Source organism: Tenacibaculum sp. IB213877 (genome assembly GCF_034043975.1).
Classification (GTDB): Bacteria; Bacteroidota; Bacteroidia; order Flavobacteriales; family Flavobacteriaceae; genus Polaribacter.
Genome location: NZ_JAXCHH010000001.1, coordinates 516,686 through 540,501 on the forward strand (window position 1 = coordinate 516,686; position 23,816 = coordinate 540,501).

27 protein-coding genes and 1 other RNA gene are annotated in these 23,816 nt (G+C 29.6%); 17 read left to right on the plus strand and 11 right to left on the minus strand.

Annotated elements, in window-relative coordinates; translation table 11 throughout:
• Nucleotides 1-21: 21 nt before the first annotated feature.
• From SLH33_RS02230 to lptB, 4 genes are all read left to right on the plus strand, one after another.
• Nucleotides 22-993 (plus strand): KpsF/GutQ family sugar-phosphate isomerase, encoded by a 972-nt coding sequence (locus SLH33_RS02230; RefSeq protein ID WP_320417431.1) that lies wholly within the window; start codon nt 22-24, stop codon nt 991-993.
• 1 nt (nt 994) lies between these two features.
• Nucleotides 995-1,819: a twin-arginine translocase subunit TatC gene (tatC, locus tag SLH33_RS02235; protein WP_320417432.1), complete on the plus strand. Its 825-nt coding sequence runs from the start codon at nt 995-997 to the stop codon at nt 1,817-1,819.
• On the plus strand, nt 1,794-2,144 hold the full coding sequence (locus SLH33_RS02240) for a carboxymuconolactone decarboxylase family protein (protein ID WP_320417433.1): 351 nt from the start codon (nt 1,794-1,796) through the stop codon (nt 2,142-2,144). Before tatC ends, SLH33_RS02240 begins: the two co-directional genes overlap by 26 nt.
• Before the next feature lie 62 nt (nt 2,145-2,206).
• Nucleotides 2,207-2,941 (plus strand): LPS export ABC transporter ATP-binding protein, encoded by a 735-nt coding sequence (gene lptB / locus SLH33_RS02245; protein ID WP_320417434.1) that lies wholly within the window; start codon nt 2,207-2,209, stop codon nt 2,939-2,941.
• Nucleotides 2,942-2,978: 37 nt separating this feature from the next.
• Here the strand turns inward: lptB and SLH33_RS02250 are convergent, their stop codons facing one another.
• Nucleotides 2,979-3,713 (minus strand): CDP-alcohol phosphatidyltransferase family protein, encoded by a 735-nt coding sequence (locus SLH33_RS02250; RefSeq protein WP_413818255.1) that lies wholly within the window; start codon nt 3,711-3,713, stop codon nt 2,979-2,981.
• An 83-nt stretch (nt 3,714-3,796) separates the two neighbouring features.
• Here SLH33_RS02250 and SLH33_RS02255 point away from each other — a divergent pair, with 83 nt between their 5' ends.
• From SLH33_RS02255 to SLH33_RS02265, 3 genes are all read left to right on the plus strand, one after another.
• Nucleotides 3,797-4,780, plus strand: coding sequence for a YheT family hydrolase (locus tag SLH33_RS02255; RefSeq protein ID WP_320417437.1), 984 nt, complete (start codon nt 3,797-3,799; stop codon nt 4,778-4,780).
• Between the two features lie 61 nt (nt 4,781-4,841).
• Nucleotides 4,842-5,906 (plus strand): PorV/PorQ family protein, encoded by a 1,065-nt coding sequence (locus SLH33_RS02260; protein ID WP_320417438.1) that lies wholly within the window; start codon nt 4,842-4,844, stop codon nt 5,904-5,906.
• A 2-nt stretch (nt 5,907-5,908) separates the two neighbouring features.
• Nucleotides 5,909-7,084, plus strand: a complete 1,176-nt coding sequence (locus SLH33_RS02265) for a DUF4105 domain-containing protein (RefSeq protein WP_320417439.1) — start codon at nt 5,909-5,911, stop codon at nt 7,082-7,084.
• Here the strand turns inward: SLH33_RS02265 and aroQ are convergent.
• The 3 genes from aroQ to SLH33_RS02280 form a co-directional block, all read right to left on the minus strand.
• Entirely contained in the window at nt 7,062-7,478 is a 417-nt protein-coding gene (gene aroQ / locus SLH33_RS02270) for a type II 3-dehydroquinate dehydratase (protein ID WP_320417440.1), read from the minus strand. The genes SLH33_RS02265 and aroQ overlap by 23 nt on opposite strands.
• A gap of 67 nt (nt 7,479-7,545) precedes the next feature.
• On the minus strand, nt 7,546-8,046 hold the full coding sequence (locus SLH33_RS02275; protein ID WP_320417441.1) for a hypothetical protein: 501 nt from the start codon (nt 8,044-8,046) through the stop codon (nt 7,546-7,548).
• A gap of 102 nt (nt 8,047-8,148) precedes the next feature.
• A complete protein-coding gene (locus SLH33_RS02280; protein WP_320417442.1) occupies nt 8,149-8,682 on the minus strand; it encodes a hypothetical protein in 534 nt (177 codons plus the stop codon).
• Between the two features lie 144 nt (nt 8,683-8,826).
• Here SLH33_RS02280 and xerD point away from each other — a divergent pair, with 144 nt between their 5' ends.
• Complete coding sequence (gene xerD, locus SLH33_RS02285; protein WP_320417443.1) at nt 8,827-9,723, plus strand: site-specific tyrosine recombinase XerD; 897 nt, start codon at nt 8,827-8,829, stop codon at nt 9,721-9,723.
• 14 nt (nt 9,724-9,737) lie between these two features.
• On the opposite strand, the gene ffs is transcribed toward xerD, so the two are convergent.
• Nucleotides 9,738-9,836, minus strand: an RNA gene (gene ffs, locus SLH33_RS02290) — signal recognition particle sRNA small type.
• Nucleotides 9,837-10,005: 169 nt separating this feature from the next.
• Between ffs and SLH33_RS02295 the strand changes: the two genes are divergently transcribed.
• The 4 genes from SLH33_RS02295 to SLH33_RS02310 all read left to right on the plus strand — a co-directional run bounded on the left by SLH33_RS02295 (nt 10,006) and on the right by SLH33_RS02310 (nt 15,121).
• A complete protein-coding gene (locus SLH33_RS02295; protein ID WP_320417444.1) occupies nt 10,006-10,527 on the plus strand; it encodes a DUF4199 domain-containing protein in 522 nt (173 codons plus the stop codon).
• A gap of 68 nt (nt 10,528-10,595) precedes the next feature.
• Nucleotides 10,596-11,552, plus strand: coding sequence for a glycosyltransferase family 2 protein (locus SLH33_RS02300; protein ID WP_320417445.1), 957 nt, complete (start codon nt 10,596-10,598; stop codon nt 11,550-11,552).
• A gap of 33 nt (nt 11,553-11,585) precedes the next feature.
• Nucleotides 11,586-13,295: a phospho-sugar mutase gene (locus tag SLH33_RS02305; protein ID WP_320417446.1), complete on the plus strand. Its 1,710-nt coding sequence runs from the start codon at nt 11,586-11,588 to the stop codon at nt 13,293-13,295.
• Nucleotides 13,295-15,121, plus strand: coding sequence for an ABC transporter ATP-binding protein (locus SLH33_RS02310; protein ID WP_320417447.1), 1,827 nt, complete (start codon nt 13,295-13,297; stop codon nt 15,119-15,121). Before SLH33_RS02305 ends, SLH33_RS02310 begins: the two co-directional genes overlap by 1 nt.
• 29 nt (nt 15,122-15,150) lie before the next feature.
• Here SLH33_RS02310 and SLH33_RS02315 read toward each other — a convergent pair whose 3' ends face one another.
• The 6 genes from SLH33_RS02315 to SLH33_RS02340 form a co-directional block, all read right to left on the minus strand.
• On the minus strand, nt 15,151-16,575 hold the full coding sequence (locus SLH33_RS02315) for a CCA tRNA nucleotidyltransferase (protein ID WP_320417448.1): 1,425 nt from the start codon (nt 16,573-16,575) through the stop codon (nt 15,151-15,153).
• Nucleotides 16,576-16,579: 4 nt separating this feature from the next.
• A complete protein-coding gene (locus tag SLH33_RS02320) occupies nt 16,580-17,128 on the minus strand; it encodes an L-threonylcarbamoyladenylate synthase (protein ID WP_320417449.1) in 549 nt (182 codons plus the stop codon).
• A 7-nt stretch (nt 17,129-17,135) separates the two neighbouring features.
• Nucleotides 17,136-18,089 carry a Stealth CR1 domain-containing protein gene (locus SLH33_RS02325; RefSeq protein WP_320417450.1) on the minus strand — a complete coding sequence of 318 codons (954 nt, stop codon included), beginning with the start codon at nt 18,087-18,089 and terminating at the stop codon, nt 17,136-17,138.
• Nucleotides 18,090-18,094: 5 nt separating this feature from the next.
• Nucleotides 18,095-18,958 (minus strand): ATP-grasp fold amidoligase family protein, encoded by an 864-nt coding sequence (locus SLH33_RS02330; protein ID WP_320417451.1) that lies wholly within the window; start codon nt 18,956-18,958, stop codon nt 18,095-18,097.
• A gap of 69 nt (nt 18,959-19,027) precedes the next feature.
• On the minus strand, nt 19,028-19,771 hold the full coding sequence (locus tag SLH33_RS02335; protein ID WP_320417452.1) for a glycosyltransferase family 2 protein: 744 nt from the start codon (nt 19,769-19,771) through the stop codon (nt 19,028-19,030).
• An 86-nt stretch (nt 19,772-19,857) separates the two neighbouring features.
• A complete protein-coding gene (locus SLH33_RS02340; RefSeq protein WP_320417453.1) occupies nt 19,858-20,673 on the minus strand; it encodes a 2,3,4,5-tetrahydropyridine-2,6-dicarboxylate N-succinyltransferase in 816 nt (271 codons plus the stop codon).
• Nucleotides 20,674-20,779: 106 nt separating this feature from the next.
• Between SLH33_RS02340 and ruvX the strand changes: the two genes are divergently transcribed.
• The 5 genes from ruvX to SLH33_RS02365 are packed head-to-tail and all read left to right on the plus strand — an operon-like array spanning nt 20,780 to nt 23,793.
• Nucleotides 20,780-21,190: a Holliday junction resolvase RuvX gene (ruvX, locus tag SLH33_RS02345; RefSeq protein WP_320417454.1), complete on the plus strand. Its 411-nt coding sequence runs from the start codon at nt 20,780-20,782 to the stop codon at nt 21,188-21,190.
• Between the two features lie 54 nt (nt 21,191-21,244).
• On the plus strand, nt 21,245-21,829 hold the full coding sequence (gene def, locus SLH33_RS02350; RefSeq protein WP_320417455.1) for a peptide deformylase: 585 nt from the start codon (nt 21,245-21,247) through the stop codon (nt 21,827-21,829).
• A 5-nt stretch (nt 21,830-21,834) separates the two neighbouring features.
• Nucleotides 21,835-22,251 carry a DUF5606 domain-containing protein gene (locus SLH33_RS02355; RefSeq protein WP_320417456.1) on the plus strand — a complete coding sequence of 139 codons (417 nt, stop codon included), beginning with the start codon at nt 21,835-21,837 and terminating at the stop codon, nt 22,249-22,251.
• Nucleotides 22,252-22,254: 3 nt separating this feature from the next.
• Complete coding sequence (gene mazG / locus SLH33_RS02360) at nt 22,255-23,034, plus strand: nucleoside triphosphate pyrophosphohydrolase (RefSeq protein ID WP_320417457.1); 780 nt, start codon at nt 22,255-22,257, stop codon at nt 23,032-23,034.
• Between the two features lie 30 nt (nt 23,035-23,064).
• Nucleotides 23,065-23,793, plus strand: coding sequence for a (S)-benzoin forming benzil reductase (locus SLH33_RS02365; protein WP_320417458.1), 729 nt, complete (start codon nt 23,065-23,067; stop codon nt 23,791-23,793).
• Nucleotides 23,794-23,816: the final 23 nt, after the last annotated feature.

A 23,816-nucleotide genomic window follows, 5' to 3' on the forward strand; every position in this document is an offset into this window, starting at 1 on the left:
AAAACGTAAAAATTAATTGACTTGAAAGATACGAGTTCTATACTGGCTACAGCCAAAGAAACCATACTTTTAGAGAGTAACTCTATTGCTAATTTAGCAAATTTATTAGATAATTCATTTGTAGAAGCTGTTAAGTTCATATTAAATTCAAATGGACGTGTAATTGTAACGGGAATTGGTAAAAGTGCAAATATTGCCAATAAAATGGTAGCTACGTTCAATTCTACCGGTACTCCAGCTGTATTTATGCATGCTGCAGACGCCATTCATGGCGATTTAGGAAATGTACAACAAAATGATGTGGTAATTTGTATTTCTAAAAGTGGAAACACTCCAGAAATTAAGGTTTTAGTTCCGTTAATAAAGAATTCAAAAAATAAAATTATTGCCATTACTGGTAACCCAGAATCTTTTTTAGGCACGAATGCTGATTTTGTTTTAAACTCTTTTGTTGAAAAAGAAGCGTGTCCAAATAATTTAGCTCCTACCACCAGTACAACAGCTCAATTAGTCATTGGGGATGCTTTAGCTGTTTGTTTATTAGAATTAAGAGGCTTTACAAGTAAAGATTTTGCTAAATACCACCCTGGTGGTGCTTTAGGTAAACGCTTATACCTAAGAGTATCTGATCTTATTAATAAAAATGAACTTCCAAAAGTTACTGCTAATGATAAAGTGACAAAAGTTATTGTTGAAATTTCAGAAAAACGATTAGGAGTAACTGCTGTAACGGATGATAATAATAAAATTATAGGAATTATTACAGATGGTGATATTCGTAGAATGTTAAGTAAAACTACTAAAATTGATGAACTTACTGCGGCAGATATTATGAGTTCTAATCCTAAAACTATTGATGTAGACGCCATGGCTGTAGATGCGTTAGACACTTTAGAAAACAATAGTATTACTCAAATTTTAGTAACTGATAGCAATAAAAATTACGTTGGTGTAGTTCATTTACACGATTTAATTAAAGAAGGAATTTTTTAAAATGGCTACCAAAGAAATGTCTTTTTTAGACCATCTTGAGGAATTAAGATGGCACTTAGTAAGAAGTTTTGTAGCTATTTTTTTAGTAGCTATAGTGGTTTTTGTATTTATAAATACAATTTTTGACCATGTTTTATTAGCTCATTTAAAGCCCGATTTTGCCACCTATAAGTTTTTTTGTAAAATTTTTGGAAGCATTGGTATAGATAGTGATTTTTGTACAGTTCAATTCAAACAAACTCTGCAAGCTTTAAATCCTACACAGCAATTAATGACCGCTATTTGGTCATCATTAATTTTAGGATTTATTGTAGCATTCCCTTATGTTTTATGGGAAATTTGGCAATTTGTAGCTCCAGGTTTACACGAAACTGAAAGAAAAAAATCTAGAGGATTTATATTTATTTCATCTTTCCTTTTCTTTTTAGGTATTTTGTTTAGTTACTTTGTTATTATACCTATGTCGGTATATTTCTTTTATAACTTTCAAATATCAGATGCAGTACAAAATAACTTTAAATTAGAAGCCTACATTAGCTTAATTACAAATACACTAATTGGTGTAGCTATATTTTTTGAACTACCTGTTTTAATTTATTTTTTATCAAAAATTGGTCTTTTAACTCCAGAATTTTTAAGAAAATACAGAAAGCATGCATTGGTATTGGTTTTAATTTTATCAGCAATTATTACTCCGCCAGATATAGCAAGTCAAGTAATTGTAGCAGTACCTATTATGTTTTTATATGAAATAGGTATTTATGTTTCAAAATATGTAAATAAAAAAGAACAACAACAATATGTCAAAAAAAGTCCAAGAGTTTAATGAGTATCGTTCTAAAATGAATGAGAAAATTTTATCGGCAGATAATAAAGTAATTAAAAGAATTTTCAACTTAGACACCAATGCGTATGCAGAAGGTCATTTACCCGTAAAAACAAAAGAATTATTAGGTTTAGTAGCTTCTGCTGTTTTACGCTGTGATGATTGTATTGCTTATCATTTAGAAACGGCCTATAAAAACGGTGTTACAAAAGAAGAAATGATGGAAACTATGTCTATTGCAACTTTAGTTGGTGGTACTATTGTAATTCCACATTTACGAAGAGCAGTTGAGTTTTGGGAAGCCTTAGAAAGTCAATCAAATTAACAAAGTTTTAATACAACAAATCCATACCTTTACACCGCAAAAGCATCAATATTTCCACAAAAATGATATTAAGAGCAGAAAATATTCAAAAAATATATGGCAAACGTAAAGTTGTAAAAGGAATTTCTTTACAAGTAGAGCAAGGAGAAATTATTGGTTTATTGGGTCCGAATGGAGCTGGAAAAACCACTTCTTTTTACATGATTGTGGGGATGATTAAACCTAACGATGGTAAAATCTTTTTAGAAAATGAAGAAATTACCGAAGATGCTATGTACAAACGTGCTCAAAAAGGTATCGGGTATTTAGCTCAAGAAGCTTCTGTTTTTAGAAAATTATCGGTAGAAGATAATATTATGTCGGTTTTAGAATTTACAGATAGAACCAAAGCGGAACGTAAACAACGTTTAGAGGAATTAATTGAAGAATTTAGCTTGGGTCATGTACGTAAAAATCGTGGTGATTTACTTTCTGGTGGTGAGCGTCGTCGTACAGAAATTGCTCGTTGTTTAGCTTCTGATCCTAAATTTATTTTATTAGATGAACCTTTTGCTGGTGTTGATCCAATTGCTGTAGAAGATATTCAAGGGATTGTAGCTCAGCTTAAAAACAAAAACATTGGTATTTTAATTACCGATCATGATGTACAAGCTACGTTAGCTATTACCGATAGAACGTATTTAATGTATAATGGTGGTATTTTAAAAGAAGGAACTCCTGAAGAATTAGCCGCCGATGAAACGGTTAGAAGAGTCTATCTAGGTAAAGATTTCGAATTAAAAAAGAAGAAATTTTAAACAATAAAAATCCCGCAAATTGTGGGATTTTTTATGCTTATATTTTAGCTACATTATTTAAAATAGATAATAAAATATACATTAAAATAAGTAGTGGTATTGCAACTACTTTCAACCATACAATCAATACAACAGCTATCAATAAAAACATGTATTTTACCCAATTGTTTTGAAATGAATAGTTTTTGAACTTTAACGAAAATAAAGGTAATTCAGAAACCATTAAAACACTTAGTAAAATGGTTACTATAATCAAAAATACTTGATTCTGAACTATCTCTAAAAAAAACGATTCAGGAGCATATTCAACAATTATTGGCAATGAAATTACAAATAAACTCATTGCAGGTGTTGGCAATCCTATAAAACTGTCTGATTGTCTCTCATCAATATTAAATTTTGCTAACCTGTAACAAGCGAATAATGTTAATAGCAATCCGAAATACGGAAAATTACTACCCGATACGCCTTCTTTATCAAAACCAAAATAACCTACTGCATCAACATCCAAAGCATTTACTAGCATTTGCATCATAACAATACCTGGTACTACACCACTGGTAACCATATCTGCCAAACTATCTAATTGTTTACCTAATTCTCCTTGAACTTTTAATAAACGGGCTACAAACCCATCAAAAAAATCAAAACCTATTCCTACTCCTACTAATAATGCAGTTGCATAATAATCTCCTTTAACAGCAAAAATAGTAGCAATTGTACCACATAAAAGATTTCCTAAGGTAAGTAAATTTGGAATTAAGCTTTTAATTTTCATACTATATATAGATTTTACACGAAAATATAAAATTGATTGATTTTTTTACTATTTTCAACCAATTAGTTTCTAAAAAAATGCCAATACTAACTACTCACTTCACCCCTAGTTTACCTTTTAAAAGTGCACATTTTAATACGTTATACCGTCCTTTATTTATGAAAGATGAATGTAATTATTCAAGAAAAAGAATTACTACATGGGACAACGATTTTATCGATCTTGATTTTTCTTGTATAGGTTCAAAAACCTTAATATTACTAATTCATGGTTTAGAAGGGAGTTCGAACTCAAATTACATGATTACAACTGCCAACGAATTAAATAAGCACTGTTATGATGCCGTATGCATGAATTTAAGAGGTTGTAGTGGTGAAGACAACTTGCTTTTAGGCACTTATCATAGTGGGAAAACAGATGATATAGATTTTGTTATAAACTATTTAACCTCTAACTATACTTATGATAATATTATAATTTGTGGTTTTAGTCTTGGTGGAAACCTTACATTAAAATATTTAGGTGAATATAGTTCCATTCCTACAGAAGTAAAAGGCGGAATTGCTGTGTCTGTTCCTATAGACCTAACCAGCTCACAAGCAGAATTGGGAAAACTTAAAAACAAAATTTATATGAAAGAGTTTTTAAGAACTATGAAGCTAAAAATATTGGAAAAGTCAGAAAAATTTCCCGATTTTGAATTAAATAAAGAATTGTTATTTAAAGCTTCAAAATTTAAACATATAGAGAAACAATTTACCGTGCCTGTTTTTGGATTTAAGAGTTCCGAAGATTACTGGAAACGAGCTAGTTGTAAACCTTTTATTCCTAAAATTCAGCACAAAGCATTATTGATAAATGCTTTGGATGATAGTTTTTTATCGGAAAAATGCTTTCCTACTAAGTTTGCAGAAAATATGGATAATTTCTACTTGATGATGCCAAAATATGGCGGTCACGTGGGCTTTATTTCATCATTTACTGGAGAAAACAGATGGTTAGAAAATAAAATTGTACACTTTATTAAAGAATATTTAAACATTCATTCTAATAAACAATAAAGCATTAAATTGCGTGTTTTTAAAAGTAATCATAAAATTTGTAGCTTTTTAAATTCATAACTTGAAAAAACTAATTCCTTATATACTTTTACTAATAAGTACCATAAGCGTTGCACAGTTTAGAAACTACTCAAATGAGTTTTTAAATATTGGTGTAGATGCCGCAGCACTAGGTATGAGTAAAGCTGTGGTTGCCTCAACAAATAATGTTAACTCGGTTTATTGGAATCCTGCCGGTTTAATTAATGTAAAAGATTATGAAGGTTCTTTAATGCATGCTTCATATTTTGCAGGAATAGCTAACTACAATTTTGCAGGTTTTGCAATGCCTGTGGATGATAGAAGTGCCGTTGGACTTTCATTGATTCGATTTGGAGTTGATGATATTTTAAATACAACCGAGTTAATTGATAGTGAAGGAAATATAGATTACAACCGAATTAGTTTATTTTCAGCTGCCGACTATGCATTTACAGTCTCTTACACTCGTAAAGCGTTATTAGATGGCTTTCAATTTGGCGTTAATGCTAAAATAATTAGAAGAATTATTGGGGATTTTGCCACCTCTTGGGGATTTGGTTTTGATGCAGGAATTCAATTTGAAAGGAATAATTGGAAATTTGGTTTGATGGTAAGAGATATTACTACTACTTTCAATACTTGGGCTATTAATGAAGCTGAATTTGAAAAAATAAGAGATGCTATTCCCGGAGAGAATCAAGAATTACCTGAAACTACCGAATTAACAAAACCAAAAGTGCAATTAGGTATTGCTAGAGTTTTTTATTTTGGACGTGATTTCCATTTACTTTCTGAAATTGATTTAAATATGCGTTTTGCTCAAACAAATGATGTTATTTCAACAAATTTTATAAGTGTTGATCCTGCTATTGGTTTTCAACTAGATTATGATAATCTTGTTTTTTTACGTCTGGGAGTTGGTAATTTTCAAAACAACACAGAATTTGATGGTAGTAATACTCTATCTGTTCAACCAAATTTAGGACTTGGTTTTAAATACAAAGGAATTCAAATTGATTATGCTTTAACAAACATTGGTAGTGTTGGCAACGCATTATATTCAAATATTTTTTCAATTAAATTTGATTATAGTTTTTATAGATAATTATGTTAAAAAAAATACTATCTCTCACTCTACTTTTTCTAGTTTTCAATGTAAAATCACAAAATGTTCAATTATCTGTTTTTTCAGAAGTAAGTATTATAACTTCTGGTCCTGGTGATAATTTGTATGAAAAGTTTGGTCATACTGCTATTAGAGTTAAAGACCCTGTTTTAAACCTAGATCTTTTATACAATTACGGTATTTTTGATTTTGATGCTCCTAACTTCTATTTGAATTTTACAAAAGGGTTTATGAAATATAAGTTAGCAAGTTATCCATTTCACTATTCTTTAAAAAGTGCTAATGAAGATAAACGTTGGGTTAAACAACAAGTTTTAAATCTTACTCAAGAAGAAAAAACAGCCATTTTTTATTTTTTACAAAGCAATGCTCAACCTGAAAATGCGAGTTATTTTTATGATCCATTTTTTAATAATTGTGCCACAAAACCAAGAGATATTATTCAGAAAATATTAGGTGATAAATTAATTATTAAAGATAACCTTTTCAAAGAAAAAAAATCATTTAGACAATTAATGAATCAGGAAATTAATATGAGTACCTGGGGAAGCTTTGGTATTAACATAGCTTTAGGAAGTAAATTAGATAAAATTACTTCGCCAGAAGAACGTATGTATTTACCAGATTATGTTTTTGAAGTATTAGCTTCTGCCAAAATATTAAGAGAAGGAAATGAAGTTAATTTAGTTAAAAATACAAAAATATTACTAGATTTTGAAGAAAAACAATCTAAGAGCGATTTATTAAGTCCATTTTTAACCTTTTTGATATTAATGATAATTGGAGGCTTTATTACTTATAAAGATTATACAAATAACAAAAGAACAAGATGGTTAGATGTGAGCCTATTTTTTATTACAGGATTAATTGGTTCTTTGATTTTATTTTTATGGTTTTTCACCAATCATTCTACGGCTCCAAATAACTTCAACTTTTTATGGGCGTTTGCTCCTAACCTTATTGTCTCTTTCTTTTTAACAAAAAGGAATTTAAAATCATGGGTATTTAAATACGTCTTGTTTTTAATGCTTCTGTTAACTGTAATTCCCTTTGTTTGGGTAAGTGGAATTCAACTATTTACTTGGCAATTAATTCCGTTTTGGAATTTATTGTTATTAAGGTATTGGTATTTATTTAAATTAAAAAGCTTTGAATAGCTAACTCATAGCTTTGTAAACCAAAACCAGCTATTACTCCTTTAGCATTAGGTGCAATAAAACTTGTATGTCTAAAATCTTCACGCGCATGTACATTAGATATATGAACTTCAATTACAGAAGTTGTAATAGCTTTAACAGCATCTCCAATCCCCACAGATGTATGTGTATAAGCGGCTGCGTTTAAAATAATTCCATCAAAATCAAAACCAACTTCATGAAGTTTGTTAATTATTTCTCCTTCAATGTTTGATTGGTAATAATATAATTGAATTTCAGAATATTGTAGTTGTAATTCAGCAAAGTAATCTTCAAAAGTAGCTGAACCATATATTTCTGGTTCTCTTTTTCCTAATAAATTTAAATTAGGTCCGTTTATTATAATTAGTTTCATATCTAAATTAAAAAAGGAAGCCAAAAGCTTCCTTCAAATATACTTTTTATTTTAAATAACTTCAGTATTAATAAGCATAGTATTCATTACTACCAAAAAAGTCAAATACTAAACCTAAACCAACATAACTGTAAGTTGGCAACCTCTTTTTAACTGCTGAATAAAATAGGTTTATTTTAAAACTCTCCGTTATTTTATATCCTAATAAAGGTTTTAAATATACACCTCCATTATCTCCTGCAGGAGACATACCTATTGCAAAACCTACATCACCTCCAACATAAAAATTATCATCTAATGAATGAAAACGAATAGCGCCTCCTATAGGTACATAAGAGCGTGCTTCTTGTGCTCCTTCTGGTAAAAAATGTACAAATCCTATAAATGGCCCTACATTAAAATCTTCACTAATATCAAATAAGTAATTAGCATCAAATCCAAAAGCTAGCTTAGAAAATTCTTCAGCGTTACCAAAAACTTTTCCTCCATTAATTCCTATATTAAAATTATCTTGTGCATGAATTGTCAATGATAATAAGGTAAATATTATTAGAAAAACTTGTCTCATAAACTTGAATTATTATACGGCTAATATATAAAAATATTGATTGGATATAAACCAAAAAGGAAGCCAATGGCTTCCTTTTAAATAATTTCTAACACTCAAGATTTAGAAGTGTAATGCAAAACCTACATTAAATTCAAAAATCCCTTCGTCAGTAAAGTCTTCATTTAAAGATAAGTTATATCTTAAACCTGGTTCAATACTTACCATATCTCCTAAAAAGATAGCATAACCACCTTGTAAACCTAACCATAATGGGTTCTCAGCAGCTCCATCAACACTTGACCCAGTAACATCTACTTGAAAAGGAATGTTACCATTAACATAATATTTTCCTCCTAATTTATATGTAAACACTGAATCTCCATCAAAATCTGTATAACCTAATCCAGCTTTAACAGCTAAATTATCCATTACAAAATAACCTGCTTCTCCACCTACAGACCAAATAGTAGCACCATCAAATGAAGTTAGACCAAAACCTGTATTAGAAGAATGACCAAACAATCCACCACCACCTCCAAAACCAGTGTTAGTTTCTATTAACCATTTTCCTTCTGAAGTTTGACCTGAAGCCTCTTGTGCATTAGCAGTCAAACCTAATGCCACCATAGCAATTGTAAGTAATAATTTTTTCATAATATGATTTTTAAATTAAGTCGCCAAAGATATATGTTTTTACAAATCCACAAAATTTTATTCGTTATTATTAATATTAAAAAATTAACAGTTTAAAAAAGCGGATATTTTCTTATTTAAATTTTAAATACTTTTACCAATATTATGAATTGGACTCAACTTATAAACGATTATACTTTATACCTTAAAATTGAAAGAGGGCTTTCTGCAAATTCAATAAAGAGTTATGAAAGAGATGTAAAAAAACTCCAACAATTTATAGTTGAAATAAACTTAAAAGAGAGTCCTATTTATATTCAAAAAGATACTATACAAGAGTTTGTTTATAGGTTAGCAAAAAAAGTCAACCCAAGAAGTCAAGCCAGAATTATATCTGGATTGCGTAGTTTCTTTGATTATTTAGTTTTTGAAGATTACAGAAATGACAATCCTGTAGACTTAATTGAAGCTCCTAAAATAGGTAGAAAACTTCCTGACACGTTATCTCAACAAGAAATAGACCAACTTATTCAGGCTATAGATTTAAGTCATCCACAAGGAGAACGTAATCGTACTATCATTGAAATGATTTATGGTTGCGGACTTCGAGTAAGTGAACTCATAAATCTTAAACTTTCTGATTTGTTCCTGGAAGAAGGTTTTATTAGGGTTTTAGGGAAAGGGAATAAATTTAGGTTTGTTCCTATTCATATAACAACCATAAAATACTTAAATCTGTATATTCATAGTATCCGAAATCAAATAGCACCTGACATTGAAAATGCTGATATTATTTTTTTAAATCGACGAGGAAAAAAATTGACACGCCAAATGGTATTCATTATATTAAATGATTTAGGTAAAAAAATTAACTTAAAAAAGAAAATAGGCCCCCACACGCTTCGTCATAGTTTTGCAACACACTTATTAAAAAACGGAGCAGATTTACGTGTTATTCAACAATTGTTAGGTCATGAAAGTATTACAACAACAGAAATTTACGTACACTTAGATAAAAGCTATTTACAAGAAGTTGTTGAAAAATATCACCCAAGGAAGTAATTTTTAGGCATAAAAAAAGGCAAGCTACCTACATCACACCGCTACGACCTAATACCCTTGCTGCGTTCCCGCCCTGGGGGATTCAAAGGGAGCTGGTTGTGTAGGACTTGCCGCTGCAAATTTACAACCATTTTTCTGTTAAAAGCAACAATTTTCTTTGTTTTTTCTGTAACATTTTTAATTCTTTGAATACTAACTATTTGTTAATTGATTAAATTTAAAATCAGCTAACACTAATTAAAAATTATATATTTGTTTAACAACTAATCAACATTTACAACCATGGAAAATCAAGTAGACAGTAAAAAAATTATTATTAATAATGGTCTTTTATTAGCTGGTATTAGCATTCTTTTAAGCTTAATAATTTATGCTACTGGAAATCATTTAGAACCTCATTGGTCAGTAAGCCTTGTATCAGGTTTAGCTTTTATTGCAATAATAGTTTTAGGTGTAAAAAAGTTTAAAGAATCTAACGGTGGCTTCTTATCATTTGGGCAAGCCGTAAAAATTGGGGTAGGAATTGCAATTGTATCAGCCCTTGTTGGTAGTATATATCAATACATTTTTATGAACTTTATTGAACCTGATTACATGACTCAGTTAATAGAAGTCCAACAACAAAAATGGTTAGATCAGGGTATGTCTGATGAACAAATTGAAGCTTCTCAAGAGATGATGAGTAAATTTTCAGGCCCTTTAATGACAGCAGCTATGGGTATTATTAGTTCAGCTATTGGTGGATTTATTGTATCTGCCATTGCAGGTGCTGTAATGAAAAAATCTGAAGAAGAACAATATTAACAAAGATTTAAAAAGTAATAATAAAAGGTAAATTGTAAATTTGCCTTTTATTATTTTAAGATATAACTATGAATATATCGGTAGTAATACCACTTTTAAACGAAGAAGAATCTTTATATGAATTACATGATTGGATTGCAAAAGTTATGCAATCCAATCAGTTTATATACGAAATCATTTTTATTGATGATGGAAGCACCGATAATTCTTGGAAAATCATTGAAGAATTATCACAAAAAAATACTTCTGTAAAAGGAATAAAATTTCAAAAAAACTACGGAAAATCTCAAGCTTTAGATGCTGGTTTTGGTTTAGCACAGGGTGATGTTGTTATTACCATGGATGCTGATTTACAAGATAACCCAGACGAAATTCCAGAACTTTATGAATTGATCATAAATGAAGACTACGATCTTATATCTGGTTGGAAAAAGAAGCGTTATGATAATGTAGTTACTAAAAATATCCCTTCAAAACTATTTAATTGGGCTGCTAGAAAAACATCTGGTTTAAAATTACACGATTTTAACTGCGGATTAAAAGCTTACAAAAATGAAGTGATCAAAACCGTAAAAGTTAGTGGTGAAATGCATCGTTATATTCCGGTTTTAGCAAAAAACGAAGGTTATCATAAGATTGGTGAAAAAATAGTACAACATCAAGCTCGAAAATACGGAGTTACAAAATTTGGAATAGACCGTTTTATAAATGGTTTTTTAGATTTGATTACTATTTCTTTTTTATCAAAATTTGGTAAAAGACCTATGCACTTTTTTGGGTTGTGGGGTACTTTAATGTTCATTTTCGGTTTTTTCTCTGCTCTATATATTGGAGTTATGAAATTATACAGATTATCTGAAGGCTTAAAAACTGTATTAGTTACCAGTAATCCGTGGTTTTACATAGCACTTACTTCAATGATTTTAGGTACGCTACTATTTTTAGCTGGTTTTTTAGGTGAATTGATAATTAAAACCAATTCGCACGAAAAACATTATAAAATCAAAAAGAAAGTCAATTTTTAAGCAGTATCTTTGCATACTTATTTTTATTACTCTATGAAAGAAATTATTGAAAAAGCACAAGCTTGGTTATCTGACACATTTGATATTGAAACTCAACATGAAATTCAACAATTACTAGAAACTAAGTCAGATGATTTAACTGATAGATTTTATAAAGACACAGAATTTGGTACAGGAGGCATGCGTGGAATTATGGGTGCTGGTACCAATAGAATTAATAAATATACGTTAGGGAAGGCAACACAAGGTTTAAGCAATTATTTACACAAATCTTATCCTAATCAATCAATAAAAGTTGCCATAGCTTATGATTGTAGACATAACAGTAAAAAGTTTTCAAAACTTGTAGCAGATGTATTAACAGCTAATAAAATTCAAGTTTTTTTATTTGAAGACTTACGTCCTACTCCAGAGCTTTCTTTTGCTGTAAATCACTTAAATTGTCAAGCAGGTATTGTACTTACTGCATCTCATAATCCGCCTGAATACAATGGTTATAAAGTGTATTGGACAGATGGCGGACAAATAGTTCCTCCACAAGATAAAGAGATTATTTCTGAAGTAAATTTATTAGATTTTTCAGATATCAATTTCAATAAAAATGATGAGTTAATCACTTATATAGGTAGTGAAATTGATGAAGCTTTTTGGGATGCTTCTATCAAAAATGGAACATTTAATGTAAAAGGTCGTGAAAATTTAAAAATAGTTTTTACTTCGTTACACGGAACCTCAATTAAATTGATTCCGGAAGTTTTAAAACGTGCAGGATATACTCAAGTACATATTGTTGAGGAACAAGCTGAACCTAACGGTGACTTCCCTACGGTTGATTCTCCGAACCCAGAAGAACCAGAGGCTCTTCAAATGGCAGTAGATCTTGCGAATAAAGTTGATGCAGATATTGTTATTGGAACTGATCCAGATTCAGATCGTGTTGGTATTGCTGTTAGAGATTTAGAAGGAAACATAAAGTTATTAAACGGAAATCAAACCATGAGTTTAATGACAGATTTCTTAATTAAAAAATGGAAAAATAACGATAGATTAAACGGAAAACAATTTGTAGGTTCAACCATTGTTTCTACTCCTTTAGTTAATGAAATTGCAGATAGTTATGGTGTAGAAACTAAAGTAGGGTTAACTGGTTTTAAATGGATTGCCAAAATGATCAAAGATTTTCCTGAGCTTGATTTTATTGGTGGTGGAGAAGAAAGTTTTGGTTATATGGTAGGTGATTTTGTGCGCGATAAAGATGCTGTTACCTCTACCCTTTTAGCTTGTGAAATTGCATCTGGTGCAAAAGCAAATGGAAGTTCTTTTTATGAAGAATTACTTCAGTTATACGTTAATCATCATTTTTACAAAGAACATTTGGTTGCTTTGGTAAAAAAAGGAATGGAAGGCGCTCAGCAAATAAAACAAATGATGGTTGATTTTCGTAACAATCCACTTTCTGAAATTGATGGTGAAAAAGTAACTTTTTTAAACGACTATCAATCTTCTGTAAGAAAGAATTTAGCTACTGGAGAAGAAATAACTCTTGATATTCCAAAATCGAATGTTTTAATCTACGAAACAGAAAACGGAACAAAAGTAGCGTGTAGACCTAGTGGTACAGAACCAAAAATTAAGTTTTACATCAGTGTAAAAACAAAAGTAAATTCTGTTGAAGAAGTAACCATAAAAGAACCTGTTTTAGACTCAAAAATTCAACAAATTGTTAAACAGTTAGGTATTTAATGAATTATTTTAAAAAGATTTTAGCTTACGCTAAACCTTATAAAACTTACGGAGCACTTAATATATTGTTCAATATTTTATATGCTATTTTTTCAACACTTTCTTTCTTGGTATTAATGCCAATGCTAGAAGTGATTTTTAAACCAAATTCTATAAAACAAACCGTAAAACCAACCTACCAAGGAATATCTAAAATTATTGAATATTTTAAGCAATTTGTTTCATATTACGTATCAGAAGTAGCTGGTGAGGATAAAGCAAAAGCTTTAATGGTTGTAGTGGCTTTAGTTATTTTTACTTTCTTCTTTAAAAACATCTTCAATTATTTTGCAATGTACTTCATTACTTTTTTAAGAAATGGAGTATTAAAAGATATTAGAAATGATCTATACAAAAAAACTATAAATCTTCCTATTTCATTCTTTTCAGAAAAAAGAAAAGGAGATATTATGGCAAGAATTGGTACAGATGTGCTAGAAATTCAGCATTCGTTTCTATCTATTTTAGAAATGTTGGTTAGAGAGCCTCTTACCATTATCTTTACTATTGCTGCAATGCTTTTAATTAGCATAAAGCTTACTTTGTTTGTTTTTATTTTTATTCCTATTTCTGGGTTTGCAATCTCTCTAATTGGAAAAAGTTTAAAAAGAAAATCTGATAAAGTTCAAAAAGAACAAGGCTTTTTTCTCTCTTTATTAGAAGAAACTTTAGGTGGATTAAAAGTAATTAAAGGATTTAATGCCGAAAGAGATTTTGAAGAAAAGTTTGAAGGCTCTACTAATAGATTTTATACCTACTCAAATTCTTTATTAAACAGAACTAATTTAGCGAGTCCAACAAGTGAATTTCTAGGTATTGGAGTCATTGCTGTTTTATTATGGTACGGAGGTCGTTTAGTTTTAGTAGATGGCTCTTTAGATGGTGAAGACTTTATAGCTTATATGGGATTAGCCTACAATATTCTTACGCCTGCAAAAGCCATTTCTAAAGCTTCTTATAATGTTAAAAAAGGAAACGCAGCTGCAGAACGTGTATTGGATATTTTAGAAACCAAAAACCCTTTGGAAGACATCCCAAATGCTATTGAGAAAAACACTTTTAAATCTGAAATTGTTTTTGACAATATTTCTTTTAAATATGAAAATGATTATGTTTTAAAGGATTTTTCATTAACCATTCCTAAAGGAAAAATGGTTGCTTTGGTTGGTCAATCAGGGAGTGGAAAATCTACTATAGCTAATTTATTAACTCGTTTTTATGATGTTAATAAAGGAAGTATCAAAATCGATGGAATAGATATTAAAACTATCAAAAAGAAATCATTACGAAATTTAGAAGGTTTGGTTACTCAAGACTCTATTTTATTTAATGATACTATTAAAAACAATATTACTCTAGGTTTAAAAAATAAAACAGAAAACGAGGTCATTGAAGCGGCTAAAGTAGCTAATGCTCATGAGTTTATTGTTGATTTACCTAATGGCTACGACACTAATATTGGTGACGGAGGAAATAAATTATCGGGCGGACAAAAACAACGTTTAAGTATTGCACGTGCTGTTTTGAAAAATCCACCTATTATGATTTTAGATGAAGCTACATCAGCTTTAGATACAGAATCAGAGAAATTGGTGCAAGAAGCATTAGAAAAAATGATGCAAAACAGAACATCAGTAGTTATTGCTCATCGTTTATCTACTATTCAAAAAGCTGATTTAATAGTAGTCATGCAAAAAGGTAATATTGTAGAACAAGGTACACATGAAAGTTTAATTGCTCTACAAGGAACATATAAAAAACTGGTTGATATGCAATCATTAGCATAATAAAAAAGAGAAGCTTTTGCTTCTCTTTTTTATTGTTCTATTATGAGACCTAACTCCTCTCCTTTTTTTACCATAAATTCATAAGAAGCTTCATATTCATTTGGAATTATACCTTCTAAAATTGCTTCTTTAATCGCTTCTTTAATTTGACCTATTTCTCTACAAGGTTTTAAATTAAAGGTTTCCATTATTTCTTCACCAGTTATAGGCGGTTGAAAGTTACGAACATGATCACGCTCTTCAACTTCTTTTATTTTTTGGCGAACGAGTTCAAAATTTTTATGATATCGTTTAAATTTTTTCGGATTTTTAGTCGTAATATCCGCTTCACATAAAGTCATTAAACTATCAATATCATCACCAGCATCAAAAATAAGTCTTCTCACAGCGGAATCTGTCACTTCAGAAGCTAAAACTATTGGTCTAGAGCTTAACAATACCATTTTTTGAACAAACTTCATCTTGTTATTGAGTGGCATTTTTAAGCGCTTAAACAATTTGAAAACCATCTTTGAGCCCACAAACTCATGAGAATGGAAGGTCCAGCCATTTTTTTTATGGAACTTTTTTGTAGGCGCTTTCCCTATATCATGCAATAAAGCTGCCCAACGAAGCCATACATCTTCTGTATTCTCTGAAATATTATCAACAACCTCTAATGTATGATAAAAATTGTCTTTATGCTTTTGTCCTTCTACTTCTTCAACTCCTTTTAATGCTATAAGTTCAGGTAAAATTCTTTCTAATAAACCAGTTTTTTCTAAATGTAAAAATCCAATTGATGGTTTATCAGATGCTAGAATCTTGTTTAATTCATCAACAATTCTTTCTTTTGTAATGATATCAATTCTTTCTGAATTTTTAGAAATAGCCTGTAAAGACCTATCTTCAATTTTAAAATTTAATTGAGAAGAAAATCTGATAGCTCGCATCATACGTAACGGATCATCAGAATACGTAATATCAGGATCTAACGGTGTTCTAATAATCTTATTCTCTAAATCTTGAATTCCGTTAAAAGGATCAAGTAATTTTCCGTAACTGTTTTTATTGATACTTAATGCTAACGCATTAATGGTAAAATCTCTTCTGTTTTGATCGTCTTGTAAAGTTCCTTCAGAAACTTCTGGATTTCTACTATTTTCAGAATACGACTCTTTTCTAGCACCAACAAATTCTACTTCAATATCTTGATAACGTAGCATAGCAGTACCATAGGTTTTAAAAACCTGAACTTTGGGCTTATTAGGCAATAAATCTGCTACTTTTTGTGCTAATTTAATGCCACTACCTACAGTAACAATATCAATATCTTTAGCGTTACCACGTTGTAAAATAAAATCACGTACATAGCCACCGATTACATAACTTTCTAGTTGTAATTCTTCGGTTGCTTCTGAAATATATTTGAAAATATCGGCTGATAAAGCCTCTTTATAAAATTGCTCTTGCATAGGTTTACTCTCGTAAAACAACAATATCTTTACCTACTATCTTTAATATGGTTGAAGACTTAGTTGCTACTTTTTCTTGATGCAAATTTACCACATAATCTACGCTATGCAAAATTGCTTTATCAATTTCTGAAAAAGACATTGGTGTTGGTTGTCCACTAATGTTAGCTGAAGTAGAAACAATGGGCTTTTTAAAGCTTTTAATTAATTTACGACAAAAATCATCTTGAACAATTCTAATAGCAACGGAATTGTCTTCTTTTGATATTACATTAGACGCTAATCCTTTAGGGTTTTGATAAATAATAGTAGTTGGTCTTTCTGCTTTTTGAAGTATTTCTAGAGCTTTTTTAGGTACAGAAACGTACTTTTTAAGCATATTTATTGAACTTACTAAAATAATTAAGCTTTTACTTTCTTCTCTGTTTTTTATCTGATAGATTTTCTTTACAGTTCCTTCATTAGTTGCGTCACATCCTAATCCCCAAACGGTATCTGTTGGATAAAGGATTGTTTTTCCTTTTAATAAATTGTTTAAAATTGATTCAATCATAATCTTTTTAAATAGAAAATCTATTTTCTAACCAGTTTAATATGAATGATAATTTATGCTTTGGACATTGATCTAAACTTTGCATATTTAAGAAAAGTTTATTCTTTCTATTAGCAATAATATTAAGTTTAAACTTTAACCAATAAAAAGGCTTTTTATAGTTTTGTATATAAACTAATTGATAATCATTTTTTAGAATTCCTGTTTTATTCTTTATTTCTATGTGATTTGCTAAACCTTGAGGTGTATATTGGTTTGGGCTTCGAAATTTATGTTGAATATTTTGAATTTCTATATCTGGATTTTTAGTATAAAACTTTTCAAGTGTTGATTTTCTCATAGAGTAAGGAGCATGATGAAATTTATAATATTTTTTAAACCCAACTAATTTAGCACTCATTTCCTGAGCTTTTTTATGACCTGCCTTATTCCTTTTCTTTTCAGAATTAAAAATTTTTTTAACAAGTATATCTTCATTAAATTTTTTCCATTTACCTCTAATTACAGGTTTTCCTTCAATAAAAAAATCAGAAGGTTTAACCTCTTTTAATAAAAACATATCATCATTAAAATACACAAAATGTTCAGATAAATTAGGAATGCAATAAAGTTTAGTTTCAATTGGTCTACAATTAAAAACAGGCAAAAATTCTTCATTTTTTTGAAAAATTTCTTCATGATCAACTATATAAACATTTTTGTAAGAATCCTCTTTCTTATTCTTAATAAATTTGGGGAACTGATTATCTGTTACAATAAAAATATTTCTTATAAATGGAGCAAATTTTAATATTGAATCAACAGTAAACTTAATTTCCTCTACTTGATCAAAACGGGTTCGAAATGATTTATCACTAACTATTTTCTTATCCTCAAGATAAGGTAACATTTTTTGTTGATGAAGTAAATCTTTACCATCTACCCATGTAATAACAGCATCTATTGTAAATTCAAAAGGCATTGTATCTATATATTAGTTATTTCCTTTCTATCGTTAAGTTCTGGTAATTTAATCATATCACCTAATTCTTTATTGTATTTATCAGGATAAAAATCTTTTCTTCCATCTGACGGATAAAAAGTCATCTCACCAAAAATTATTTTATCTTTAACTGAATAAAAGTCTACTCTTACAAAAGGAAAGTTAGCAGAGAGAATTTCTGAAAGCTTAATCATTTTATCTAAATTTTCAGGTTTCTTTAAATTCTCTTGAATAGACTTTTCCTTTGCCACATAAGAAAATGGTAATTTTTTAAACTCTAGATCATAAAAACCTCTTTTATGCTTTTCTGCTCTATCAATATGAACTTCAAGTAGTGCTACTTTTCCATTAAAACAATAAAATTTATAGTCTGTTAACGAATCTCGTTCTTCATCTTGAATTAATTTTTCAGCAATAAGCCTTGGCTTTACATTTTTATATGCCCATTCTTGCCCCGTACGATAATACTGATTTGTGGATAACCATTTTTTAAACTGTTTTTTAAGTTTCGAAAAATTTAACTTAGATTTATCTTTACATATAAGGTTATAACTACTGGCATGAACAGCTTTGATTACAAACTCATTTGGAAGTTCTGCAAAATTAATATCAGAAAATGAGTCATATACTCCATAGAGTTTATTTAAATATTCTTCACCAATTTTTTCTTTTACATATTCTCTCACTTCATATTTATCTACTAACTTTGTAAGTATATTAGGATGATAAAACGTTTTTAACCATTGTATTTTTTGATTAAACTCAACAGGTTTTTTCAAATCTAACTTCTTACCTGTATAATACTCATATAAAAAAGGGATATATAATTTTTGTGGTAAAAAAGTCATTTTTTTTAATACTCTCAATAATAATCTTCTAAACATGTAATATTTGTCTTTTTATAATACAAATTATAACTAATTTTTAAACAATTTTAACTCTATATATCTCCTCTTAACTCCATAACCATGCACATAAGCTAATACTAACCCTTTTTTACCATCTAAAAACCCAAAGCGAATAAAGTAATGTATAAAAAACCTTACCAAAGGTTTAATATATAAATGATAGGGAGTAACAATTTGTTTTTTTGCAAGCAATTCTTCTGCTTGTAATTTAGCATAATTCGTCAACTTGTTTTTATAATGAGCATAGCTTTTATACGAATAATGATTTAGCTTATTTTTTAATAAACCTACATTTCCTTTAACCTCAAGTTGTTCATGAACTTTTCCTTTATAAAAGCAAAACTCTTTTTTAAACAAGCGTGTTACTTTACTTCTTTGAAACCCTCCAAAATTTATTTTTTTGCTTTTAAAATAAAAATTTCGATTAATATTATATGCTGATTTATCTTCTGCATTATTGACTATTGACAAAATCTCTTTTCTTAATTCTTCTTCAACTTCTTCATCAGCATCCAATAAAAAAATCCAGTTATATGTAGCTTGTTGAATAGCAAAATTTTTTTGAGAAGAGAAATCATCAAATTTACGTTGTAATAATTTAACTACTTTATTATCTCTAACTATTTTAGATGTTTTATCTGTACTAAAAGAGTCTATAACTATAATTTCATCAGCAAAAGAAACTGAATTCAATGCTCTTTGAATATTATCTTCTTCATTAAAAGTTGGAATTATAGCTGTTATTTTAGTCAACTGAAATATTTTCCAGCAAATATAAGTTTCATAACTAAAAAACACGCAAACAAATTTGCGTGTTTTTTTATATTTTTATTACCAATTTAAACTGCAACATCGTATTCACGAAGAGCATCATTCAAAGATGTCTTCTTATTTGTGCTTTCTTTACGCTTACCAATAATCAATGCACAAGGAACATTATATTCTCCTACTGCAAATTTTTTAGTATAACTTCCAGGAATTACAACAGAGCGAGCTGGAACAACTCCTTTCATTTCTACTGGTTCTTTACCAGTTACATCAATAATTTTTGTAGATGCCGTTAAAACAACATTGGCTCCTAATACAGCCTCCTTCTCTACTCTAACACCTTCTACTACAATGCATCGAGAACCTATAAAAGCATTATCTTCAATAATTACTGGTGCCGCTTGTAATGGTTCTAACACTCCGCCAATGCCTACTCCTCCAGATAAATGTACATTTTTACCAATTTGTGCGCAAGATCCCACAGTAGCCCAAGTATCTACCATTGTACCTTCATCAACATATGCTCCAATATTTACATAACTAGGCATTAAAATAGTTCCAGCAGAAATGTAAGCTCCATGACGTGCCACTGCATTAGGTACTACACGAATTCCTTTTTCTTGATAATTTCTTTTTAATGGAATTTTATCATGGTATTCAAAAATACCAGCTTCTAAAGTCTCCATTTTTTGAATTGGAAAATATAAAACCACTGCTTTTTTTACCCATTCATTCACTTGCCAACCATCCTTAGTGGGTTCAGCAACACGTAATTCTCCTACATCAAGTAAATCGACAACTTTTCTAATTGCTGCAACAGTTTCTTCTTGTTTTAATAACTCTCTGTTTTCCCAAGCATTTTCTATAATTGAACGTAATTCTGTCATTATTTCTTAATTTTTTAAACAAAAATAATGACAATAATAGTTTTGGCACAAATTTAGTCTACTAAAAACATAAAAAGTACTTTTGTAAAATATTAAACAAAAACACATGGCGCGAATTTTAGCAATTGATTTTGGAAAAAAGAGAACAGGAATTGCTGTAACGGATGAACTACAAATCATTGCTTCAGGATTAACTACAGTAAATACTGATGAACTTATTTCTTTTTTAAAAGATTATATTTCAAAAGAAAATGTAGAATTATTTGTGGTGGGGAAACCAAAACAAATGGATAATTCTGATAGTGAAAGTGAAATTTTAATCACTCCTTTCCTCGAAAAATTAGCAAAAGAAATTCCTAATATACCTATAGAAAGAGTCGATGAGCGTTTTACCTCAAAAATGGCTTTTCAAACTATGATAGATGGTGGTTTAAAAAGAAAACAGCGTCAAAATAAAGCGCTTATAGATGAAATAAGTGCTACAATCATTTTACAATCGTATTTATACAACAAATAACTTTTGATAAAAAAGCAAACTTTGTACTTTTGCAAGCATTAAAAATTAATCTTTATGATTTTACCTATAGTTGCTTATGGCGACCCTGTTTTAAGAAAAGTTGGAAAAGAAATTAATGCCGACTATCCGGAATTAGATAAATTAATTGCAGATATGAAGGAAACCATGTACAATGCCTCTGGTGTTGGTTTGGCTGCTCCTCAAATTGGCAAAGATATTCGTCTTTTTGTAATTGATGCATCGCCGTTTGCAAAGGATGAAGATTTAGAGGAAGAAGAAAAAGAGGTATTAAAAGATTTTAATAAAGTCTTTATCAACGCTAAAATAGTAGAAGAAGAAGGCGAAGAGTGGGTCTTTAATGAAGGATGCTTAAGTATTCCTGATGTTAGAGAAGATGTTTACAGAAAAGAACAAATTACCATTGAATATCAAGATGAAAACTTTAAAAAGCATACCGAAACATTAAATGGTTTAGCTGCAAGAGTTTTTCAACATGAATACGATCATATTGAAGGGATTTTATTTACAGATAAACTTTCTTCTTTAAAGAAACGTTTAATTAAAAAGAAATTAGAAAATATATCAAAAGGAAAAATAAGAGCAGAATACAGAATGCGTTTTCCTAAATTAAAAAAATAACAATCATGAATTTTAGTAAAATTATTGCCGTTACCGGAAAACCAGGTTTATTTGAAATTTTATCACAAACTAAATCAGGAGTAATTGTACAATCATTAATAGACCAAAAACGTATGCCTATTAATGCAACACATAATGTTAGTTTATTAGAAAATATAGCAATTTATACTTTTAGTGAAGAAGTACCATTAGCTCAGGTCTTTAAAAATATTGCAGATAAAGAAGATGGTAAAGAAGCTATATCTCATAAAGAAAGTGCTGATAAATTAACTTCTTATTTTGCTGAAGTTTTACCAGATTTTGATGATGAGCGTGTTTATACTTCAAACATTAAAAAAGTAATTCAGTGGTATAACATTTTAGCAAAAGCTAATTTTGATTTTAGTACTTTAGTACAAGAAGAAACCACCTCAGAAGAATAAATTTTGAATACTCGTAAACAACAACTAGAAGCTTTTGATCGTTTATTAAACATCATGGATGACCTTAGAGAAAAGTGTCCGTGGGATAAAAAACAAACGCTAGAAAGCTTGCGCCATCTTACTATTGAAGAAGTATATGAATTGGGTGATGCTATCCTAGATAATGATTTAGACGAGTTAAAAAAAGAATTAGGCGATGTGCTTTTGCACATCGTTTTTTATGCAAAAATCGGAAGTGAAAAAAAGGCTTTTGATATTGCTGATATTGCCAATGCCATCTCTGATAAATTGATTGATAGACATCCACATATATATGGAGATGTTGTGGTTGAAAATGAAGAACAGGTTAAACAAAACTGGGAAAAACTTAAACTAAAAGAAGGAAAAAAATCCGTTTTAGAAGGTGTTCCAAAAAGTTTACCTGCTATGGTAAAAGCAAATCGAATTCAAGATAAAGTAGCCGGAGTTGGTTTTGACTGGGAAGAACCTCACCAAGTTTGGGAAAAACTACAAGAAGAACTTTCTGAATTGAATGAAGAAATTAAAAACGGACATCAACAAAATATTGAAAAAGAATTTGGAGATGTATTGTTTTCTATGATCAATTATGCTCGTTTTATTAAGGTAAATCCTGAAAATGCTTTAGAAAAAACCAACAAAAAATTTATCAATCGCTTTCAATACCTTGAACAAAAAGCTGCCGAAATTGGCAAACCCATCTCAGAAATGAGCTTAGCTGAAATGGATGTTTTCTGGGAAGAATCTAAAAGCTTTTTTAAATAAATTTATCTTTCTAAATATAAATTTCTACTTATGAATATTGCAATTATTACCGGAGGAAGCAAAGGTATAGGAAAAGCTTTGGCTTTGCATTATGCTTCAAACAATTACAAAGTATATTCATTGGCCAGAAGTATTGCCGATATTCAAGAAGTAACACAAATATCTGTTGATTTGTCCAATTTAAAAGAAACCCATAATTCTTTTAAAATGTTAATGGATGAAATTAAAAAGCAAGAAATTCATTCAATAACCTTAATTAATAATGCTGGTAGATTAGGTACTATTTCAAATTTAGAAAATATTTCTTCTGAAGATATTTCACAATCTATTCAATTAAACACCACTACTCCACTTGTGTTATCAAGTTTATTCATTAAACAAACACAACAACTTACTTGTAAAAAGCATATTATTAATATCTCATCTGGAGCTGCTGTAAATGCTTATGCTGGTTGGAGTGTGTATTGTACTTCAAAAGCTGCCTTAGATATGCTGACTAAAAGTATTTCTGAAGAACAAAAAGACGTAGAAAACGGTGTAAAATGTTTTGGAATTAGACCTGGAGTAGTTGATACTAATATGCAATCACAAATTAGAAGTACAGATCCACAAGATTTTAAAAACTTGCAACGTTTTATTGATTTAAAAGAAAATAAGCAGCTTTTTTCTGCCGAATTTGTTGCTAAAACTATCTATACTTTAGAACAACAAAATAAACTTATTAACGGAGAAACTATTGATGTTAGAGATTTTGTTTAGACATACATTTAACATTATAAAAC

Excerpts from the sequence above, each read along its gene's own strand:
- SLH33_RS02365 (WP_320417458.1), top strand. The coding sequence starts at position 23,065 with ATGAATATTGCAATTATTACCGGAGGAAGCAAAGGTATAGGAAAAGCT.
- SLH33_RS02355 (WP_320417456.1), top strand. The coding sequence starts at position 21,835 with ATGAATTTTAGTAAAATTATTGCCGTTACCGGAAAACCAGGTTTATTT.
- SLH33_RS02280 (WP_320417442.1), bottom strand. The coding sequence starts at position 8,682 with ATGAAAAAATTATTACTTACAATTGCTATGGTGGCATTAGGTTTGACT.
- SLH33_RS02325 (WP_320417450.1), bottom strand. The coding sequence starts at position 18,089 with ATGCCTTTTGAATTTACAATAGATGCTGTTATTACATGGGTAGATGGT.
- def (WP_320417455.1), top strand. The coding sequence starts at position 21,245 with ATGATTTTACCTATAGTTGCTTATGGCGACCCTGTTTTAAGAAAAGTT.
- tatC (WP_320417432.1), top strand. The coding sequence starts at position 995 with ATGGCTACCAAAGAAATGTCTTTTTTAGACCATCTTGAGGAATTAAGA.
- SLH33_RS02275 (WP_320417441.1), bottom strand. The coding sequence starts at position 8,046 with ATGAGACAAGTTTTTCTAATAATATTTACCTTATTATCATTGACAATT.
- SLH33_RS02255 (WP_320417437.1), top strand. The coding sequence starts at position 3,797 with ATGCCAATACTAACTACTCACTTCACCCCTAGTTTACCTTTTAAAAGT.
- SLH33_RS02320 (WP_320417449.1), bottom strand. The coding sequence starts at position 17,128 with ATGATTGAATCAATTTTAAACAATTTATTAAAAGGAAAAACAATCCTT.
- SLH33_RS02330 (WP_320417451.1), bottom strand. The coding sequence starts at position 18,958 with ATGACTTTTTTACCACAAAAATTATATATCCCTTTTTTATATGAGTAT.
- SLH33_RS02310 (WP_320417447.1), top strand. The coding sequence starts at position 13,295 with ATGAATTATTTTAAAAAGATTTTAGCTTACGCTAAACCTTATAAAACT.
- SLH33_RS02315 (WP_320417448.1), bottom strand. The coding sequence starts at position 16,575 with ATGCAAGAGCAATTTTATAAAGAGGCTTTATCAGCCGATATTTTCAAA.
- xerD (WP_320417443.1), top strand. The coding sequence starts at position 8,827 with ATGAATTGGACTCAACTTATAAACGATTATACTTTATACCTTAAAATT.
- SLH33_RS02340 (WP_320417453.1), bottom strand. The coding sequence starts at position 20,673 with ATGACAGAATTACGTTCAATTATAGAAAATGCTTGGGAAAACAGAGAG.
- SLH33_RS02300 (WP_320417445.1), top strand. The coding sequence starts at position 10,596 with ATGAATATATCGGTAGTAATACCACTTTTAAACGAAGAAGAATCTTTA.
- SLH33_RS02305 (WP_320417446.1), top strand. The coding sequence starts at position 11,586 with ATGAAAGAAATTATTGAAAAAGCACAAGCTTGGTTATCTGACACATTT.
- SLH33_RS02240 (WP_320417433.1), top strand. The coding sequence starts at position 1,794 with ATGTCAAAAAAAGTCCAAGAGTTTAATGAGTATCGTTCTAAAATGAAT.
- lptB (WP_320417434.1), top strand. The coding sequence starts at position 2,207 with ATGATATTAAGAGCAGAAAATATTCAAAAAATATATGGCAAACGTAAA.
- ruvX (WP_320417454.1), top strand. The coding sequence starts at position 20,780 with ATGGCGCGAATTTTAGCAATTGATTTTGGAAAAAAGAGAACAGGAATT.
- SLH33_RS02265 (WP_320417439.1), top strand. The coding sequence starts at position 5,909 with ATGTTAAAAAAAATACTATCTCTCACTCTACTTTTTCTAGTTTTCAAT.
- aroQ (WP_320417440.1), bottom strand. The coding sequence starts at position 7,478 with ATGAAACTAATTATAATAAACGGACCTAATTTAAATTTATTAGGAAAA.
- SLH33_RS02295 (WP_320417444.1), top strand. The coding sequence starts at position 10,006 with ATGGAAAATCAAGTAGACAGTAAAAAAATTATTATTAATAATGGTCTT.